Source organism: Hydrogenophaga sp. GW456-12-10-14-TSB4, from assembly GCF_059424305.1.
Genome location: NZ_JBWKZH010000001.1, coordinates 140,804 through 160,504, shown reverse-complemented (window position 1 = coordinate 160,504; position 19,701 = coordinate 140,804). Strand labels below are relative to the sequence as shown.

Genomic DNA, 19,701 nt, shown 5'->3' with positions numbered 1-19,701 from the left:
TCCCATGCCTTCTGCCCAACGGCGCCTGTACGCGCCGCACGAACTGCACCGTCTGATTGCTCCGCGCAGCATCGCCATCGTCGGCGCCAGCGCCAAACCCGGCTCATTTTCCAACCGCACGTTGGAGAACCTGGCCCACTATCAGAGCGACATCCACCTAGTAAACCCACGCTACGACGAACTGGCCGGGCGGCCTTGCCACGCCAGCCTGAAGGCCCTGCCGGCTGCGCCCGACTGCGTCGTCATTGCCTTGCCCTGGCAAGCCGCGCTGGATGCGGTGCGCGAGGCGGCCGATGCCGGCGCCGGCGGCGCCATCGTTTACGCCTCGGGCTTCAGCGAAACAGGCCTGTCCGAACGCATCGTCTTGCAGGACGCGATGGCCGACATCGCGCGCGACAGCGGCCTTCGCATCCTCGGGCCCAATTGCCTGGGCATCGCCCACGTGGCCCTCGGCGCGGGCCTGCTGTTCCAGATGGGGTATGCGCAACTGCCGAAACCACCGGGCCGCGTGGGCCTGGTCAGCCAGTCCGGCGCTTTGGGCTACGCCTTGCTGCAGGGCGCCCACAACGGCATGGCCTACACGCACCTGCTGACGGCAGGCAATTCCTGCGACGTCGACGTCCTGGACCTGGCCCACTACCTGGTGCAGGACCCCGACTGCCGCAGCGTGGCTTGCGTGTTCGAAGCGGCCGGTGACGCCGAACGCCTGCAGGCGCTGGCCGACGCCGCGCGCGAGCGGGGCAAGCCGGTGATCGTCTACAAGACCGCGGTGGGCGAAGCCGCGGCGGCGGCGGCGCAATCGCACACAGGCAGCCTGGCGGGCTCGTCGCAGGCCTTCGAGGCGGCGATGCGGCGCGGCGGCTTCGTGCGGGCACATTCACTCGCCGAACTGACTGAAATGGCGGACTTCTTCGCCAAGGCGCCGGCCCCGGTGGCACCGGGGGTGGCGGTGATGGCCACATCCGGGGGCGCCGCCATCATGTGCGCGGACGCAGGCGCCAACCATGGCATCGATCTGCCGCAACCCCATGCCGAGGCGCAAGCGGTGCTGGACGCCACCGTGCCGGAGTTCGGCTCGCCGCACAACCCGTGTGACATCACCGGCCAGGTGCTCAACAGCCCCGAGGCGTTCGAGGCCTGCGCGCGCGCGATGTTGCGTGACGACCACTACGGTGTGCTGGTGCTGCCGCAGGTCACGGCGGGACAGGTCATCGCTGACAAGCGCTGCCCGGTGGTGTCGGCACTGGCGCGCGAGGCCGGCAAGCCCGTGTGCATCGTCTGGCTGCCCCACTGGCTGGAAGGCCCGGGCGCGATCACCTACATGCGCGACGAGCGCATCGGCTTCTTCCGCGACACCGAACGCTGCTTTCGCACGCTGGCAGCCTGGCAGGACTGGCATCGCTGGCGCGATACGCCACGGCCCACGCACGCCGTGGGGGCGCCAGCCGGCGCGCCATCGCCCGCGCTTGCCTTGCTTCGGCAGCAACCGCAGGTGATCACCGAGCAGGTGGCGAAACAACTGGTGGCGCTGTACGGCCTGCCCGTTGTGCAGGAGCGGGTGGCGGCCAGCGTGCGAGAGGTGGAGCAACAGGCCAGGGGGATGCCGCTTCCTCTCGTGCTGAAGTACGACGCCCCCGGCATCGCGCACAAGACCGAGCTGGGCCTGGTTCGGGTGAGCCTGGCGAGCGCCGACGAGGTATCGCGGGCGGCTCACCAGATGCTGGCGTCCCTGAGCGAACATGCGCCCGGCGCGGGCCCTGGCCGCTTCTTGTTGCAACCGATGGAGAAGGGGGATTTCGAACTCGTGCTGGGCATGAAGCGCGACCCAGTCTTCGGCCCCCTCGTGATGGTGGGCCTGGGTGGCGTGCTGATCGAGATGTTTGGCGACGTCGCGACCGAGCTGGCGCCGGTCGACCCGTCGCAGGCGGCCGCGATGCTGCGGCGACTGAAGGTCTACCCGCTGCTCCAGGGCTATCGCGGCAATCCGGGCGTCGACCTCGATGCCCTGGCCGATCTGGTGGCGCGTTTCTCGCGCATGTGCATGGACCTGTGCAACGACGTCGACGAAATCGACCTCAACCCCGTGATGGCGCGCGGCAATCGCTTTGTCGCGGTGGACGCCCTGATCGTGCGCCGGCCGACATAGCCCCTCATCAAAGAACATAAAAAGGACATGCCCATGGGATGGTTTTTTGAAGATTTCGACCCGCAGGCCACTCCCGTCGTCACGCCGGAGAAAACCATCAGCGAAACCGACGTCCTGGCCTTCGCGGCGCTGTCGGGAGATGACAACCCCCTGCACACCGACGCCCACTACGCCGAGCGCTCGCCCCTCGGTCAGCGGGTGGCGCACGGCCTGCTGGTGCTCTCGGTGGCGACCGGTCTATCGGCCAAGGCCGGGCAGTTGCAGGGCACTGCGCTCGCCTTCCTGGGCATGGAGGACTGGCGGTTCCTGGCCCCGGTGTTTTTCGGCGACTGCATCCGCCTGCGCTGGAGCGTTACCGAGAAGCGGCTGACCTCGAACGGCCAGGCCGGGGTGGTGAAGCGCCGCATGGAAATCCTCAATCAGCGTGACGAGGTGGTTCAGTCCGGCCTGTTCGCGACCCTGGTGCGCACCCGCGCCTAAACCCATTTCACTACTGGAGACACACCGCCATGGCGCGACAAGACTGGAACACCTTCGGCTTCACCGAGCAGCAATGCATGATTCGCGACTCGGTGCTGGACCTGCTGCAGGCCAAGCTGCCTGTGGAAAAAATCCGCGAACTCGACCGCGCGGGTGAATTCCCCTTCGAGGCCTACCAGGCGCTGGCCGACGCTGGTTGGATGAGCCTGCCATTCAGCGAGGCCGAGGGCGGCTCGGGCGGCTCGCACAAGGACCTCGCGGTGCTGGTGGAGGCCATGGCCTACCACTACGCCAGCGTGGCCACGGCCTATCTGACCGCAGTCATTTACGCCGGCCAGCACATCGCCCTGCACGGCAGCGAGCAGCTCAAGCGCACGTACCTGCCCGGCATCATGGACGGCCGCCTGCGCATGGCTATCGCGCTGACCGAACCAGGCGCGGGATCCGACGCAGCGGCGATCGCCACCAAGGCCGAGCGACGTGGCGAGCGCTACGTGGTCAACGGCCAGAAGCTCTACATCACCTGTGCCCACGTGGCAAACCACCTGGTCACAGCGGTGCGCACCGGACCGTCGGGAGACCCCCAGTTCGCTGGGCACAAGGGCATCAGCATGCTGCTCATCCCGGCCGACGCGCCGGGCGTCACCATCCGCATGCTCGACACCCTGGGCCGCCGCACCACCCGCGCCAACGAGGTCTTCTTCGACAACGTGGAAGTGCCAGCGGAGAACCTCATCGGCGCAGAGAATAAAGGCTGGCGCGGCCTGATGAAGTGCTTGAACATGGAACGCCTGTGCTTGGCTGCGGCCGGCGCCGGCAACACGCAGCACGTGATCGACTACGCCAAGGACTACGCGACGCAGCGCGTGCAGTTCGGCCAGCCAATCACCCAGTTCCAAGCGATAGCGCACAAGTTCGCCGACATGCGCATCAAGGCCGAGACCACGCGCCTGATGACATACCGCGTGGCGGAGATGCTGGATGCCGGTGTCGAGCCGCGAATCGAGACCGCGATGGCCAAGGTGGTGTCGACCGACAACGACTTCGACTGCGCCAACCTGGGCATGCAGATCATGGGCGGGGCCGGCTACATGATGGAGCACGACATGCAGCGCTTCTTCCGAGACTCGCGCATCGGCCCCGTGGGCGGCGGGGCCAACGAGATCCAGCGCAACATCATTGCCCAACTGATGGGCCTTTGATGACCAACGAGACCACAAGCATGGAAAAGATCGAGTGTGATGTGCTGGTTGCCGGCTCCGGCGCCGCCGGTTTGACGGCGGCTTTCACCGCGGCGGACAGCGGGCTGGATGTCATCGTGGCGGAAAAAGAGCCGGTGTTCGGCGGCACCACGGCCTACTCCGCGGGGGTGATCTGGATTCCCGGCAACAGCCTGGCCAGGCAGGCCGGCTTGAAGGACTCTCCCGAGGACGCCTTGACCTACATGAAGGAAGAAGCTGGTGAGTTCTTCGATGAACCCAAGGCCCGCGCGTTCGTCGAGAACGCACCCCGGATGCTGGACCACATGCTGGCGCGCAGCCATGTGCGCTACCAGCTGATTCCGAACTGGGCCGACTACCACCCCCTGCGTCCCGGCGCATCGAGTGGCGGGCGCTCCCTGTTGCCGGAGCCCTTCGATGGCCGCCGGCTGGGCCAGCGCTTTCGGGAACTGCGGGTCCCGATCACAACCATGATGCTGTTCGGCGGCATGTCCGTCTCGCGCTCGGACATCCCTCACCTCTTCAATGCCACACGCTCCCTGCGCTCGGGTGTTCACGTCCTGTGCATGCTCGCTCGTTACGCGCGCGATCGCCTGAGCTGGCCGAGGGGCACCGCCATCGCCAATGGCAACGCGCTCGTGGCGCGCCTGGCGCTGTCGCTGTTCGAGAAGGGTGTGCCGCTCTGGACGGGCTCACCCTTGGTGCGCCTAATCGAACAGGACGGCCGGGTGAGCGGCGGCCTGGTGCGCCGCGACGGCCGCACCGTCGAGGTGGTCGCTCGCAAGGGCGTTATCCTGGCCAGCGGCGGCTTCCCCCGCAACGACGCGTGGCGCCGCGAGCGCTACCCGCACGTGGCCCAGGGCAAGAACCACGTCAGCCTGGCCCCACCCGGCAACACCGGTGACGGGGCGCAACTGGCACAGGCACATGGTGCGGGGTTTTCCAAGGGGGCCTCCAATCCCGCGGCCTGGACGCCCGTGTCCAATCTGCCCAACGGCGACGGCACGTTCACGCCATACCCCCACTTCATCGATCGCTGCAAGCCCGGTTTCATCGCGGTGGACCGCCGGGGCCAGCGCTTCGCGAACGAAGCGGACTCTTACCACGATTTCGTCCCCGCCATGGTGAAGGCCTGTGCGAACGATGCCCGCGTCGAGGCGTTCCTGATCTGCGACCACGCCACGATCCGCCGCTACGGCATGGGCGTGGTGCCGCCCTTTCCCATGCCGATCACGCGCTACGTCGACCGCGGGTACCTGATCCGGGGCGACACCCTGGCCGGGCTGGCGAGTCAACTCGGCATCGAACCCGCGGCCCTGGACAGCACCGTGAAGCGCTACAACGGGTTCGCCCGTGACGGCAAGGACCTCGATTTCGGCAAGGGCTCCAACGTCTACAACCATTTCGGCGGCGATCCCTCCTGCAAGCCCAATCCCAACCTGGCGCCTATCGAGCGGGGACCGTTTTACGCGGTGCGCCTGGAACCCAGCGACCTGGGGACGTTCCAGGGACTTCAGACCGATGAGCACGCGCGCGTGCTGCGCGCGACGGACGGCACGCCGATCCAGGGCCTGTATGCCGTGGGCAACGACATGGCCAGCGTCATGGGCGGAGCCTACCCGGGGGCAGGCATCACGATCGGCCCGGCCATGACCTTCGCTTACATCGCGGCCAGACACTTGGACACCTGAACTTGCCCGTGCGCATGTTCTTCCACAGGTCCATCGCTGCGGCCAGATACGCCGGTCCATGAACGAATGGCGCTCAAGAACCGAACAGGCAATGCACCGAACTTAACCATGGTAAGAAAATTCAGGGTTAATCCGAATAGAACTTACCTTGGCGCGCCGGTCATCGCAAACGCGCGTAAGTGCTTGAAAGCAAAGAGGTGGCTGACCCTTGCCTTGACCGATAGGAGGGTTGGTTACGAAGCATCCAAACCATCTTTCCTTAGGCTAGCCACCATGGGTCGTAAAATGCGAGCCGATTTGCATCAACGCCGCAGCCGCCTTGCGCCGCGCTCAGGATCGACCGGTGCAGTGGAGTTCTTCAACGTACTGACCAGCGAGGAACTGCTGCAGGCCACAGAAGCGCTGCGGCCCGAACACCGTGAACGGCCATACGCGCCCACAGTTACGCTGTCCATGTTCATGCGCCAGACACTGGGGGCCGATGGCTCGTGTCAATGGCATCTTGCCATAACCGACCGGCGCAACGATTGCCACGATCCGATCATGCATTGACAAGGGCTCAATCGCCCGCCGCGCAACCGTGGCCGTGGTCAGGTCAGGGGGCGCCCCCTCGACTACCGCCTGGGAGGACGACGCAGCGAAATGGGGCCAGCGAAATGTCGCTTTTGGATGGGTCATTTCCTCAGATGGCACGCGAAGACGCGTGTTTCACGCTTGAAGTCCGGCCGCCCGGAATCGCGGCAGCGACACACCGCCCCCGACGGGCTCGCAAACCAGCTCGACAGCCATGTCGAAGGTGACCACCGAAGGATCTGGACCGACGAAGGCGCTGATCATCCGCGGACCTTCTTCGAGTTCTACCAGCAGCACGGCATAGGGCGTGTCCTGCTTGAAGGCCGGGCCGGGCGCCCGGTGGACCACGCTGAACGAATACACCTTGGCGCGACCGCTGGCGGCGCGGTGATCAAGGCGCTCGCTACCGCACTCACGGCAGATCGCCTGTTGGTAGAGCTGCACGTGGCCGCACGCAAGGCAGTGCTGCAGCAGCAGCTCGCCTTCCTGAATGCCGCGCCAATAGATTTCCGAATCCGCATCCGGCATCGGCTGCGGCTTGAGGTGGGCGTCTTTTGGGTTGATCACAGCGTGGCCTCCGTTCCCAGGATGGTGGTGGCGTTGGTCGCAAAACCGGCGCCCAGGCTGTGCACCATGCCAAGTTCAGCACCCGCGACCTGGCGTTCACCGCAGCTTCCGCGCAGCTGGTTGACGACCTCATAGAAATGAAACAGCGAGCCCGGCATGCCCGAGTGCGCAAACGACAGCAGGCCGCCATGGGTGTTGCAGGGGATGGCTCCGCCGTAGGTGATCTGCCCGTCCTCGACGAAGCGCCCACCTTCGCCCTTGGGGCAGAACCCGAGGTCCTCCAGCATCATGATCACCGTGCCGGTGAAGCAGTCATAGACCCCGGCCACGTCGATGTCCTTCGGCCCGCAGCCCGCCATGGCGTAGGCCCTGGCGCTCGACTGCACCGCGCCCGTGGTGGTCAGCGAGGGCATCAGGAAGATGTGCTCGTGCGTGTAGCATTCGCCGCCGCCGAGGATGTAAATGGGCTTGGCAATTCCCAGCGCCCTGGCGCGCTCGGCCGACGTGACGATGAAGGCTGCTGCGCCGTCGGAGATGAGAGAGCAGTCGAGCTTGTGGTAAGGCGTTGTCACCCAGCCGGAATTCAGCACGTCATCGACGCTCAGCGGATCGGTCATCTGCGCCCCCGGCGTGCGGCGTGCGTGTTCGCGGTGGATCACCGCCACCTTGGCAAACTGCTCGGAGGTGGTGCCGAACTCTTTCATGTGCCGATGCGCGGTCATGGCGAAGGTGTTGGCCACGGGAATGCCGAAGGGCATTTCGTATTGCTGGTCCCGGCTTTCGGTCATCGAGCGCAGGGCAAGGTCGGGGGACAGACCGGTCAGCAGGCTGTCGCCCCCCACCACCAGCACCGTCTCGGCCAGGCCGCCGGCAATGGCGGCGGCGGCGATGTTGAACATGGTGGCCGCCGTGGCGCCGGAGACCTGCAGCGTGTTGGAAAACGTTGGCTGGATGCCCAGGTATTCGCTGAAAGCCACGCTGAAGCGGTGGAACGGCGAGGCAAAGGCGGAGCTTGAGAGCACGCCATCGACCTCGTGCTTGCCGATGCCGGCCTCGGCCAGCGCCTTGCCCGCTGCGTCGGCGGCCAGCGCGAGCGCGCTCTTGCCCGGCACGCGGCCGACGGCGGAAATGCCCGCACCGATGATCGCGGTTTTACCGCGAAGCGTATGCGACGAGGGTGCGGATTTGATGTTTGCCATAACTGGGTTCGTGGGTCGGAGTGGGCTCAGGCAGCCGCGGGGCGCAGGTGCTTGCGCAGTTCTGCCTTCAGGATTTTTCCTACCGGGTTGCGCGGGATGGCGTCAAGGTACTCGATGCGCTCGGGCAGCTTGTAAGCCGCCACGCCGATCTGCTTCAGGTGGCCGACGATATCCTCCAGCGCCGGCGGCTGGGCCTTGTCCTTCGGAACGACGAAGATACAGGTCTTCTCGCCCATGATCTCGTCGGGCACCGCCACCGCCGCCACCTCCTGCACGCCGGGATGGGTGAGAACCAGGTTCTCGACCTCGGCTGCGCTAACGTTGAAGCCACCGCGAATGATGATGTCTTTCTTGCGGTCAAAGAAACCGATGTGGTGAACGTCCCGCACGATGAAAAAGTCACCTGTGCGGCAAAAGCCGTCGGGGGTGAACGTGCTTATCGCCAGGTCCGGCCGCTGGTAATAGCCAGCAAACACATTGGGTCCGCGGTAGACCAGCTCGCCCACCTGGCCGGGCTGCGTGCATTCTGCACCGCTCTCATCGAGCAGCTTCATCTCTACACCCTGGATGTCCGAGGGCCACTCGACGCCCGGGCGACCCCACCACGGAAAGTGATCTGCCCGCTTGGCGAAATCGGGCACGTCTCGCGCCCCTGCAAACACCGCGGTGCCTTCGGTCTGTCCCCAGGCGTGCAGGATTTCGATGTTCCAGCGCCGCTTGAACTCCTCCATGCTCCAGCGCGAGGGTTGCGCCGAACCCGAGGCGATGCAGCGCACGCTGGAGAAGTCAAGCTGATCGACGTTGGGCAACTTGAGGATCATGTTCAGCAGGGCAGGCACCAGCAGGGTGAAATGCACCTGGTCATGCATCAACTGCTTGAGAAGCAGCGGCATGTTCAGCGGGTGATGCAAGAGCGTCGTGCCCCCGATGGCCAGCGAAGCCAGCCAGGTCGCCACACCGGTCATGTTGACCACCGGCGCGGTCGCCAGCACCCGGTCCCCTTCGTGCAGCCCGGCCGTCAGCGGGATCAGGTTCATCTGAAAGAGCCAGTTGTTGTGAGACATCGGGCAGCCCTTGGAAAGGGCTTCGGTGCCGGACGACCAGCATAGGCTGAAAATGTCGTTGGCGTCGACACCGATGGCGTCGAGCCTGGCCACGTCGGCCGCACCACGCGCCATCTCGGCAATACGCTCGATCGGCAGCGCGACAAATCCGGTCTTCTCGGCGATGGCGAGTTGATCGGCACCCTTGAAATCGCGCATCCCGAAGAAGAAGCGCGCCTCGGTGAGTTTCTTGACATTCTGGAACTCGTTGTCGCGCCACTGAATCGGCATCGGCGAGAGCACGCCGCCGGCGCGGCTGACCGCAAGAAACATGGCAACCAGTTCCCATACGTTGGGCAGTTGCACGACGACGATTTCATCCTTGCGCAAACCCATGTCCAGCAGCCCGGTCGCGATGGCGTCGACGGCCGCGGCGAACTCCCGATAGCTCAGGTTCTGTGCTGCTGTTCCGGTCAGATCAGGCCGATCAGCCGGGTCGACCACGGCGGGCCGCTCCGGCGCCTTGGCCGCCGTCTCGCGCAGCAAATCGAGCAGGGTGCGCCGGCCCCAGTGGCCGCTTTCGGTGTAACGCTTCAAGGTCTCAGCAGTGTGCAGAATCATCGCTCGGCTCCTTTGGGTGTGCTTGTCGGAATGAATCAAAGGTTCAATCGCTGGCGCGTGAGCTCAGCGAGCCGCGTCGAAACCATGGAAGCTGGAAAACGTCTCCACATCGGTTCGTTCGGTGATGAAGGCGTTCTCCGGGGCCGACAGGTCCTCGTGTCCCAGGGCGATGCCGCAAGCGAGGATTTCGTGGTCGCTGATAGGCAGTTGGGCACGCGCCACTTTGTGGTACCAAGCAAGCGCCGCCTGCGCACAGGTGTGCAGGCCCTGTGCGCGGGCGGCCACCAGAATGTTCTGGATGAACATGCCCAGATCCATGAAGCTGCCGGTGTTCAGGCGGCGATCGAGCGTGACGAGCAGGCCCACCGGCGCGTCGAAGAACAGGTAGTTGCGCAGCATCTGATGCGCGCGCGCCGCCGCATCGTCGCGGGCGATGCCCAGGCTGGCATACAGGCCAAAACCGCAGCGCCGCCGACGATCCAGGTAGGGCTCGACCCAGGTGGTGGGGTAGTAGGCGTATTCAGGCTGGTGGCGGTCTGGCTCGTGCGTGGCCGCCTCAATGAAGGCATCGCACAGACGCTGCCGGGACTCGCCCGCCACCGCATACACCTTCCACGGCTGCACGTTGTTGCCACTCGGGGCTCGCGCCGCCACGTTCAAAATGTGCTGCACAACCGAGGAAGGAACGGACGTGGGTAGAAACCGCCTGACCGATTTTCGACTGCGAATCGCTTCATCAACATGCACGGACGGACTGCCTTTCTGACTGCGTAGAGCTACGGAGAAGAAACGACGCGGTGAGACTTGCACCGCTGGACTCCCATACGACGTTCGGATAGGATGGCAGCATGAATTCTACCAAACAACCGTTTGAATGGAAGCCCGCTCCTGAACTGATGGCGCGGTCCAACCTGACCGCCTTCTTGCACAAAGTGGGCGAATCGAGCTTCGAGAACCTGAGCGCTCGCGCCGATGCCGATCCGGCCTGGTTGATGCAAGAGGTGTTCGAGTTTTGCGACATGCGCTTCTATCAACCTTACACGCAGATGCTTGACACCTCGCGCGGCATCGAGTGGGCGCGCTGGTGTGTCGGCGGTACCACCAACATCGTGCTGAACTGCCTGGACCGGCACCGCGGAACGCCGGTGTGGGACCAGCCTTTCCTGGTGTGGGAGGGCGAAGACCCGAAAAACCGCAAGTCCTTGAGTTACCGCGAGTTTGATGCCGAGGTTTGCCGCCTGGCCGGAGCGTTGCAGTCGCTGGGCATTGCTCGGGGCGACAGGGTCGGCCTGTACATGCCCAACCTGCCGGAGACCTTTGTCGCGTTCTTTGCGGTCCTGAAGATCGGCGCCGTGTTGATGCCCTTGTTTTCGGGCTTCGGGCCGCAACCCATTGTCGCCCGTTTGAACGACGGACAAGCCAAGGCGGTGCTGACGGTGGATGGCACCTGGAGACGCGGCACCCCCGGCGTCATGAAGTCGGTGCTGGACGAAGCTCTGCGCGAGGTACCCAGCGTGCAGCACGTGGTGGTGCTGCGCCACCTGGGTGAAGCGTCCCCATGCCCGATGACGCCGGAACGCGACCACGACTGGGCCAGCCTGGTCGCCGCCCAACCCCGTGACATGCCGACCGCCGAGATGGCCGCCGAGGCACCCGCCGTATTGCTCTACACCTCGGGCACCACCGGCAAGCCCAAGGGCTGCATCTGGACCCACGTGAGTTTCCTGGGCTCGATGGTCACGCGCGACATGCACATCTGCGCCGATTTCAAGCAGAGCGACCGCTTCTTCTTCATGAGCGACATGGGCTGGATGGTGGGTGCCATGTGCGCCTGCATCCCGAGCTATTTCGGCGGCAGCCTGCTGGTGGCCGAAGGCACGCCCGACTACCCCGACACAGGACGCTTCTGGCGTCTGGTGCAGGATCACAAAGTCACCTATCTGGGTGTCGCGCCCACGCTGATCCGCAGCCTGATGCGCTACGGCGACACAGAGGTCGAAAGCTACGACTTGTCTGCATTGCGCATCACCTGCTCCGGTGGCGAGGCATGGACCGAGGCGCCCTGGCGCTGGTTCTTCAAGCACATCTGCAAAGAGCGTCTGCCGTTGCTCAACATTGTCGGCGGCACCGAGGTGGGCGGCTGCAACTTCACCGGCACCCTGCACCACCCCTTGCGACCAGGCTCGTTCGGCGCGCGCGGGCTTGGCGCCGGGGTCGACATCGTGAACGACAACGGTCAGCCGGTCGGCGCGGGCCAGGTCGGCGAGTTGGTGCTGCGCAACCCCAACATCGGCTTCACCAAGAGCCTGTGGCGCGACGACGAGCGCTACCTCGACAGCTACTGGCGCACGCTGCCCGGCGTCTGGGTGCATGGCGACTTTGCGATGCACGATGCGGACGGCTTGTTCTACATCCTCGGCCGCAGCGACGACACGATCAAGGTCTCAGGCAAGCGCACCGGCCCGTCGGAGATTGAAACCCTGCTCACCGGCACCGGCAAGGTGTCAGAGGCGGCAGTGATCGGCGTGCCCGACGAGATCAAGGGCTCGGCCATCGTCTGCGTCTGCGTGCCCATGCCCGGCGTGGCGGCGGACGCGGCGCTGCAAGCTGAACTGTCTCAAGCGGTTGTCCATGGCATGGGCGCCTCCTACCGACCCAGACAGGTGCTGCTGGTCAGCGACCTGCCCAAAACACGCAACATGAAAATCATGCGTCGCGTCGTGCGGGCCGTGTACCGGGGCGACGGTCCGGGCGACCTGTCCTCGCTGGTCAACCCGGAGGCGGTGACCGAGCTGCAGGGCAAGCTGGCAGGGTAGTGGCTGGGCTGGCGAGGCCGCTCGCCCGCTAAACCGACCGTACAAAATCGGCAATAGACGCGTCTGAAGCCAGCACGCTATTGCCGATCAATGCGTTCCAGTGCGCTTCCGAGCCATGGGCAATGCGCCATTCATGCAAACGCCGGGTCAGCAATTGCAGATCGTATTCTTCGGCAATGCCAATGGCACCGTGCAGCGCGTGGGCAATGGAGGCAACCAGCACCGCCGCCTCGCTGGTGCGGGATTTGGCCATGGCAGCGGCGAGCAAGGAGGGCGTGGTCGTGTCGGTACGGAACGCTGCTTCGGCGGCTATCGAGGCAGCAGCCACATGTTCGGCCATGACGCTCAACTGGTGCTGCACCGCCTGGAACTTGCCCAGGGTTTTGCCGAACTGGATGCGGTCATTGCAGAATTGGAGTGTCATTTCGAAGACCCGTGTCATGGCCCCGCTGAGCAGGGCGGCGTGCAAGGCCGCGGCGAATGTCGGCAGCAGTGGGCCAGCGCCGGGCACGTGCGTCGCGATGCGCTCATCGGGCCAGCGCAGGTTGGCGGCAAGGCTCCCATGCACGCCGCTTGCTTCACGCTGCGCCGCTGCGCAAGGCAGCAGCAACAAGGCATCACCATCTTGGGCCAGCACGAAATCGGCCACCCGGCCGTAAGGTGTGAATGAGCACACGATGGCGCCATCGGCCTCGCGCCGCAACGCAGCGCCCAGCGTAATCATGCCGTTGGGCATCGCAAACTGCGACCCCAGCAGCGCTCGCGCCACAATCGTCTGAGCCACCGGCACCGGCACCGTGTAGCGGCCGAAGCTGCACAGTATCGGGAACAGATCGGCCAGCGGGAGGCCGGCACCGCCAGCGTCCTCGGACGCTAGCAGTTCGAGGAAGCCGGCGCCTTGCAGCGCCTGCCACAGCGCAGCGGTCGAGCCGCCCGCCTCAATCGCGCGCACCACGGCGGGCGTGCACTGATCCTCGAGGATATCTTCAATCGCTTGTGCAAACATGGAATGCTCTCGTTTTCAACGCAGGCCCAGACCGCGCGCGATCATGCCGCGCAGGATCTCGCGCGTGCCGCCGCGCAGGGAATAGGTGGGCGCAATCTGGCTTACATAAGCCACGGCGCGGTACAACTCGGCATCGACCAGGGCGTCCGGGTCCATAGCGATGGCGGCTCCGATCACGGCGGGAATGCTCTGCTCGAATTCGGTGCCTATATCCTTTACCAAGGCCGCTTCGACCAACGGGCTTTCCCCGTTGACGAGCTTGGCCGTGACGGCGATCGACATGTTGCGCAGCGTGGCCAGGTGCGTGGCGAAACGCCCGATGGTGGCGGCATGGGCCGAGACCGCCGGTGTATTGCGCAGGCAGGTGATCCAGTGCTCCAGCAGCACGATGCTGGAGTACACCCGCTCCGGGCCGCTGCGCTCGAAGGCCAGTTCGGCATTGACTTGCGCCCAGCCGCTGCCTTCATTGCCGATCAGCGCGTCGTCGGCCAGTAGCACGTTGTCGAAAAACACTTCTGAGAAATGCGCGTCCCCCGTTAGATCCCGGATCGGGCGCACCGTCACGCCGGGCAATGCCAAGTCGACAATGAACTGCGACAGGCCCTTTTGCCGATCCTGCGACTCGCCCGACGAGCGCACCAGCGCGATCATGTAGTGGCAGTGCTGCGCATTGGTGGTCCATATCTTGTGGCCGTTCAAACGCCAGCCACCTTCGCAGCGGCTGGCCCGTGTGCCAACGCTGGCGAGGTCGGAGCCGGCATTGGGCTCGCTCATGCCGATACAAAAGAAGGCCTCGGCGGCACAAATTTTGGGCAGATAGAACTGGCGTTGCGCCTCGGTTCCGAACTTGAGGATCTGGGGCCCGCTCTGGCGGTCGGCGATCCAGTGTGCGGAAACCGGGGCACCGGCGGCCAGCAGTTCTTCCACCAGCACGAAGCGCGAGAAGGCGTCCAGGCTGGCGCCACCGTATTGCGCTGGCAAGGTCACGCCGACCCAGCCCCGTGCGGCCAGCTTCTTGCTGAAAGCGGCATTGAAACCCATCCATGAACGGGCCCGGATGTCGGCGGGCATTGGCTCAAAACTGGATTGGAGAAAGGCCTTTACCTCGGCGCGAAATGAATTCGTCCCGGCGGGCAGGGCGGCGAACCGGAAAGCGGACAGCAGGTTGTTCAAGAAATTTTCCTCCGAGGGGTTCATTCACCGCCGAGTTGAGGCGCCGCCCCAGGCGATACATCAGATCGGGCTGCGCTCCACCAGCTGGGCGGAAATGATCAAGCGCTGCAATTCGTTGGTGCCTTCGCCAATGCACAGCAGAGGCGCGTCTCGGTAGTAGCGCTCGACGTTCATTTCCTTCGAGTAGCCATAAGCCCCGTGGATGCGCAAGGCCTCCATCGAGTTCTCGACCGCCGCCTCGCTGGCGAACAGCTTGGCCATGCCGGCTTCCATGTCGCAACGCTGGCCAGCGTCATAAGCCCGCGCGGCCTGTTCAACCAGCAGACGCGCCGCCTCCGCCCGAGTGGCCATGTCGGCCAGCTTGAGCTGGATCGCCTGGTGTTCGCAGATCGGCTTGCCGAAGGTGCGACGCAGTTGGGCATAGGCTACCGACTCCTCCAGGCAGGCGCGCGCCACACCCACGCCGCGCGCAGCCACATTGATGCGCCCAAGTTCCAGTCCGCCCATCACGTGCTTGAAACCCTGTCCTTCCACGCCACCGACCAAGTTGGCGGCCGACACGCGAAAGTTGTCGAACACCAGCTCGGCGCTGTCGATGCCTTTGTAGCCGAGCTTTTCGAGCTTGCGAGTGGACGTGAAGCCGGGGCCTTTTTCGCAGATGAACAGGCTCATGCCGCGATGGCGCGGTTGCGCTGCGGGGTCGGTCTTGACCAGCACGGCAAAGGCCTGGCCATGGACGCCGTTGGAGATCCAGGTCTTGGTGCCGTTGATGACGTAGTGGTCGCCGTCGCGGCGCGCCACCGTGCGCACCGCCTGCAAGTCGGTGCCGCAGTCGGGCTCGGTCAGCGCCAGCCCGCCGCGCAGTTCGCCGCTGGCAAAGCGCGGCAGGAAACACTGACGCTGCGCCTCGGTGCCGTTGCGCTGCACGCAGGCGGCCATGATGAGGTGCGAGTTGATGATGCCCGAAACCGACATCCATACCCGCGCGATGCGCTCCACGACCTTGGCATAGGTGCTGGCCGACAGGCCGAGGCCGCCATATTCCTCGCGGATGATGCAGCCGAACAGGCCCATCTCGCGCATGCCGGCCACAATGTCGGCCGGCCATTCGTCGGCGTGCTCGAGCCGCTGCGCCACCGGCTTGATCTCGCGGTCGACAAAGCGCTCGACGGCGTCGAGCACCAGAGTTTCTTTTTCCGCATCAAAGGCGATGGGCGGGCTGGTAGTCATTAAAGGGATCCGGAGGTGTTGGAATGGGTCAGGGTATGCGCCAGAGTGGCGGCGTCTTCGGCGCGATCGGCCGACAGCAGCGCATCGCGCAGGCGCAGCGCCTGATCGCGCGGCAATGCCAGTAGTGCATTGCCCATGAATTTGGCCTCGATGTCAGCGGCCGTGATCGGCCGGCCCGGTGCGCCGCGGTGCGCTGACTCGCGCCAGCGCAGCTCGCGCCCGTCGTTCGTGCGCACGTGCAGTTCGCCGGAAAAGAAGGTGGGGTAATCGGCATCGGGGTCGGCCGCGTGTTCGATGCGGTCAGCCAGCGCCTGCACCTGCGGGTCGCTCAGGTTGGCGGCATCCAGTTCGGCCAGCCCCAGCTCGCCGCGCAGCAGGGCCAGCGCGACCAGGTGGTGAATGCTGAACTGCGATTCATAGACGTTGGCCGGTCGTCGCTTGGCCGCCACCGGCTCGCACACCACCGGGTGCACCCCTGGCGGCAGCAGCACCTGCACCGATGCCACCTCCTCGGCACGCAGCCCCGTCGCCCGCAGCGCCAGCGCGGCATCGATGCTGGCGTGCGTGAAGTGGCAGGTTGGGTACAGCTTTACCGCCACTTCGAGCAGCTCCCAGCGCTCGCCCAAGCCGCGCGTGCACAACGACAAATCGGCCAACAAGCCGCGCGCGGCCAAGTGACTGGCGTACAGACCAAAGCGCCCTTCATAAGGCTGTGAAGGCCCCCGAAAACCGGCACCGGCCAGCGCCGTGGCGGTCAGCCCGCTGACACCGGCCCAGCCCGGGTGCATGCGCTTGGTCCAGGCGCCGTCGCTCAGAAATTCCATGCTACCGGATGCCATCGACAGCACCACGCCTTGCGCATGCTCCAGGCCCACCTGATCCAGCCCCATCAGCTTGCCGGCCGCCAGCGCGCACCCAAAAGCTCCCACCAGGCCGGTCGGATGAAAGCCAACGTCGTGGAAGCCGCCCCCGGCCGCCGCACCCAGACGGGCAGCAACCTCAATCGCGAGCACATAGGCCGTGATCATCTCGGGCCCCGTGGCATGCCGTTGCGCTGCCAGACCCAGCGCCAACGGAAAGGCGCTGGCACTGGGGTGTGTGATCGCGCCGGGGTGGGTGTCGTCGAAGTCCAGCCCGTGGACCAGGATGCCATTCATCAGCACCGCATCGCGCAGCGGCAGGGGTGCAAAGGCGCCCATGACGGCGCTGTCACCCGCGCCACCCAGGGCGCGCAAGCCGCGGTAAGCGCAGTGCGCGAAGTCGTGCTGAGACGAGGCCAGGGCGATGCCCAGAGCGTCGAGCATCAGCAGCTTGGCCTGTTCCACCACGACTGCGGGCAACATGCCAGGCTTGAGACCGTGTGCAAAGGCGGCCAACTGGGTGGCAATGTTGTCGGTCGCGGGGTCTGTCGTGTCGGTTGGCACAGGGATTTTCCTTCTTTCTTGATGCGATCAAACGGCCGGGCCGGCGTCCAGCATGGCCAATGAAAGGGTGTACTGCTCTTGCAACTCGCTGACCCCATTGACGCTGCCCCCGACTGGCCGCAGCAAGCCGTCGCGCAGGCCGTAAACCAGCCCGTGCACCTCGACTTGCTGCCCGCGCTCCCAGGCGCGGCGCAGGGTGGTGGTGCGACACACGTTGCTGACCTGCTCAATCACGTTCATCTCGCAAAGCCGCGCCGCGCGCTCGTCAACGCCGGAAATGCCGTCGAGCCGATCAATGTGTTTCCGCGCCACGTCCTCCAGATGGCGCAGCCAGTTCTCGGCCAGACCGGTGCGGCGCTGTTCTATCACCGCCTGCACGCCGCCGCAGCCGTAGTGACCCACCACAAGAACATGCTCGACTTTCAACACCTCGACCGCATACTGCAACACCGTCAGGCAGTTCAGGTCGGAGTGCACCACCAGGTTGCCGACGTTACGGTGCACGAAGACCTCGCCAGGCCGCAGCCCCAGGATTTCGTTGGCCGGTACCCGGCTGTCGGAGCAGCCGATCCACAAGTAGCGTGGCATCTGCTGGTGCGCCAGCCGCTCGAAGTACTGCGGGTCTTCCGCAGCGCAGCGCGCCGACCAGGCACGGTTGTTCTCCAACAGAGGGGCCAGGCTGGAGATGGCATCTCCCCGCAGCGACATCAGCACCCCTTCCAAACCGGCTTGCGCTTCTCGGCGAAGGCACGCGGACCCTCCTGCGCGTCCTCGCTGGCGTAGGCGGTGCGATAAATGTTGTGCGCCAGCGCAATGCCGGCCTCACAACCGGCGCTCATCGCCGTCATGATCGATTCCTTGCCCGCCATCACCGACAGCGGAGCGTTGTCGCGGATGCGTTCGGCCAGCGCGGTGGCCCGAGCGCGCACCGCATCAGGCGTGTCTTCCAGGTAATTGATGAAACCCAGCCCATGGAAGGTTTCGATCGGATACAGGTCGCCGGTCAGCACCATCTCCATCAGCAGCGGCTGCGGCAGCATCCACAGGAGGGGAATGGCCCAGGGGCTGCCGCGCCCGGCGATACGGGTTTCTGTGATGCCGACCTGCGTGCCCTTGAGGCCTACGCGCAAATCCGAGTTCAGGCTCAGCATCATGCCGCCGGCAATCAGGTGCCCGGTCATGGCCGCGATGATGGGCTTGGCCACACGGCGCTGGCGACCGTGAAACGGGTCCCTCATCTTGGTCAGGATGTCCACGCCCTCGTCCTTCTTGACACGAGAAGCCTCGCGCAGGTCGAGCCCGGCGCAGAAAGTGCCGCAGTCGGCAGAAGTCAGGATGGCCACGTGCACATTTTTATCGGCATCGACTTCGCACCACAGATCGTGCAGCCGATTGGCAGCGGCCGGTGACAGCGCGTTACGCATCTCGGGGCGGTTGATCTTGACGGTGGCGATACCATCGCGCACGTGATACAAAACGGTTTCTGCTTCACTCATGTTTATCTCCAGGTTAAAAGATGGCTTGGCTTTCGCATGCGGCCGCTGGTTTTTGTCAGGGCCCTGGTTCAGTGGCTGACGACGTGGTCCATTTCACGCGTTGTAGACCCTGTTGCCGTCTCTGCGCGCAGCGGTGGAACGCACGAGCTCCTGAGTCAACTGCTCCATCCACTGGTCGATGGGAACCGAAGGAACAAACCTCTGGTGAATGAGCCGCAAGTAGCGTGTGTTGGCGGCCCACTCGACAAAATCAGCAAAAGGCAGTTGCTGCTGCTCCAGCAGTCTGAACTTCAGCAACACCTTGACCGCGTGATGCGCATGCCGCTCAGGGTTCTTGACAAAGGCGTTGAGGCGCTCGCGCGCGTAGGCCAGCACCTCGGCACGGTAGCGGAATACCGGGCCGTGGCCGGGAATGACCCAGCGCGGGTCAAGCCGCTCGATCAGGTCGAATGTGGCGGCCACTTCATCGAACGCGGTTTCACCATCGAGTTCCGGAAACACCACGCCGAAGCCTTTTTCCCACAAGGCATCGGCCGAAATCAGGGTTCGGGACTGCGGCTCAAACAGAATGACTGAATGGGGATCATGGCCCGGTGCCGCATGGATTTGCCACGCGGTATCGGCCAGCTGGATGTCCGTGCCCGGCGACAGAAGGCCATCGAACTTGAACCGGGGGCAGTGTTGCCCGGATGGCACATAGTTCAGGGCGACGGGGTCCCACGGCGAGACAAGTGATGCATGGCCTGGCGGAATGAGGGTTTGAAGTTCTGGGTAATTGCCCTGGAGGGCGGCATTGCCGCCGCAGTGGTCGCTGTGCAGATGGGTATTGAGCAGCAAGTCCAGCGGCCGCTGCTGCAAAGCGGCGCTGACCAGCCCGGCCGTTAGTTCCGCGTGTGTGCTGTAGCCACTGTCAACGAGTGCGCTGGATGCCGATCCAAGGAACAGAATGTTGTTGGAGGACAGCCAACCGCGCTCAAAAACCTGAATACCGTTCGGAAGTTGGATGCTGGTCATGG

16 protein-coding genes and 1 pseudogene are annotated in these 19,701 nt (G+C 64.9%); 6 read left to right on the top strand and 11 right to left on the bottom strand.

The window, feature by feature from the left end; genetic code table 11:
• Positions 1–4 precede the first annotated feature (4 nt).
• The 5 genes and pseudogenes from AC07ZS_RS00790 to AC07ZS_RS00770 all read left to right on the top strand — a co-directional run.
• Entirely contained in the window at positions 5–2,146 is a 2,142-nt protein-coding gene (locus AC07ZS_RS00790) for an acetate--CoA ligase family protein (RefSeq protein ID WP_492437664.1), read from the top strand.
• A gap of 33 nt (positions 2,147–2,179) precedes the next feature.
• On the top strand, positions 2,180–2,626 hold the full coding sequence (locus AC07ZS_RS00785) for a MaoC/PaaZ C-terminal domain-containing protein (protein WP_210829918.1): 447 nt from the start codon (positions 2,180–2,182) through the stop codon (positions 2,624–2,626).
• A gap of 29 nt (positions 2,627–2,655) precedes the next feature.
• The gene (locus AC07ZS_RS00780; RefSeq protein ID WP_210829915.1) at positions 2,656–3,828 is read left to right on the top strand and encodes an acyl-CoA dehydrogenase family protein; all 1,173 of its coding nucleotides are present in this window, start codon (positions 2,656–2,658) and stop codon (positions 3,826–3,828) included.
• Positions 3,829–3,848: 20 nt separating this feature from the next.
• Positions 3,849–5,537, top strand: coding sequence for an FAD-dependent oxidoreductase (locus AC07ZS_RS00775; protein WP_210829913.1), 1,689 nt, complete (start codon positions 3,849–3,851; stop codon positions 5,535–5,537).
• 273 nt (positions 5,538–5,810) lie between these two features.
• Positions 5,811–6,032, top strand: a pseudogene (locus tag AC07ZS_RS00770) (IS4 family transposase); the annotation flags it as partial.
• A 213-nt stretch (positions 6,033–6,245) separates the two neighbouring features.
• Here AC07ZS_RS00770 and AC07ZS_RS00765 read toward each other — a convergent pair.
• From AC07ZS_RS00765 to AC07ZS_RS00750, 4 genes are all read right to left on the bottom strand, one after another.
• Positions 6,246–6,677, bottom strand: a complete 432-nt coding sequence (locus tag AC07ZS_RS00765) for a Zn-ribbon domain-containing OB-fold protein (RefSeq protein WP_210830019.1) — start codon at positions 6,675–6,677, stop codon at positions 6,246–6,248.
• Positions 6,674–7,876 (bottom strand): thiolase C-terminal domain-containing protein, encoded by a 1,203-nt coding sequence (locus AC07ZS_RS00760; protein ID WP_297393936.1) that lies wholly within the window; start codon positions 7,874–7,876, stop codon positions 6,674–6,676. Before AC07ZS_RS00760 ends, AC07ZS_RS00765 begins: the two co-directional genes overlap by 4 nt.
• Positions 7,877–7,902: 26 nt before the next feature.
• Positions 7,903–9,540: a class I adenylate-forming enzyme family protein gene (locus AC07ZS_RS00755; protein WP_291090284.1), complete on the bottom strand. Its 1,638-nt coding sequence runs from the start codon at positions 9,538–9,540 to the stop codon at positions 7,903–7,905.
• Positions 9,541–9,603: 63 nt separating this feature from the next.
• Complete coding sequence (locus AC07ZS_RS00750) at positions 9,604–10,287, bottom strand: nitroreductase (RefSeq protein WP_056278382.1); 684 nt, start codon at positions 10,285–10,287, stop codon at positions 9,604–9,606.
• A 101-nt stretch (positions 10,288–10,388) separates the two neighbouring features.
• On the opposite strand from AC07ZS_RS00750, the gene AC07ZS_RS00745 reads away from it, so the two are divergent.
• Positions 10,389–12,356 carry an AMP-binding protein gene (locus tag AC07ZS_RS00745; RefSeq protein ID WP_492437671.1) on the top strand — a complete coding sequence of 656 codons (1,968 nt, stop codon included), beginning with the start codon at positions 10,389–10,391 and terminating at the stop codon, positions 12,354–12,356.
• A gap of 28 nt (positions 12,357–12,384) precedes the next feature.
• On the opposite strand, the gene AC07ZS_RS00740 is transcribed toward AC07ZS_RS00745, so the two are convergent.
• From AC07ZS_RS00740 to AC07ZS_RS00710, 7 genes are all read right to left on the bottom strand, one after another.
• Positions 12,385–13,362, bottom strand: coding sequence for an acyl-CoA dehydrogenase family protein (locus AC07ZS_RS00740; protein WP_056278375.1), 978 nt, complete (start codon positions 13,360–13,362; stop codon positions 12,385–12,387).
• Between the two features lie 15 nt (positions 13,363–13,377).
• Positions 13,378–14,535, bottom strand: coding sequence for an acyl-CoA dehydrogenase family protein (locus AC07ZS_RS00735; RefSeq protein ID WP_291087785.1), 1,158 nt, complete (start codon positions 14,533–14,535; stop codon positions 13,378–13,380).
• Positions 14,536–14,595: 60 nt separating this feature from the next.
• On the bottom strand, positions 14,596–15,765 hold the full coding sequence (locus AC07ZS_RS00730; RefSeq protein ID WP_291087787.1) for an acyl-CoA dehydrogenase family protein: 1,170 nt from the start codon (positions 15,763–15,765) through the stop codon (positions 14,596–14,598).
• Positions 15,765–17,189: an MmgE/PrpD family protein gene (locus tag AC07ZS_RS00725; RefSeq protein WP_056278367.1), complete on the bottom strand. Its 1,425-nt coding sequence runs from the start codon at positions 17,187–17,189 to the stop codon at positions 15,765–15,767. The genes AC07ZS_RS00730 and AC07ZS_RS00725 overlap by 1 nt, the downstream gene beginning before the upstream one ends.
• 27 nt (positions 17,190–17,216) lie before the next feature.
• On the bottom strand, positions 17,217–17,897 hold the full coding sequence (gene can / locus AC07ZS_RS00720) for a carbonate dehydratase (protein ID WP_200959413.1): 681 nt from the start codon (positions 17,895–17,897) through the stop codon (positions 17,217–17,219).
• Positions 17,897–18,685 (bottom strand): enoyl-CoA hydratase/isomerase family protein, encoded by a 789-nt coding sequence (locus tag AC07ZS_RS00715; RefSeq protein ID WP_492437679.1) that lies wholly within the window; start codon positions 18,683–18,685, stop codon positions 17,897–17,899. Before AC07ZS_RS00715 ends, can begins: the two co-directional genes overlap by 1 nt.
• 93 nt (positions 18,686–18,778) lie before the next feature.
• Positions 18,779–19,699: an MBL fold metallo-hydrolase gene (locus AC07ZS_RS00710; RefSeq protein WP_056278357.1), complete on the bottom strand. Its 921-nt coding sequence runs from the start codon at positions 19,697–19,699 to the stop codon at positions 18,779–18,781.
• Positions 19,700–19,701: the final 2 nt, after the last annotated feature.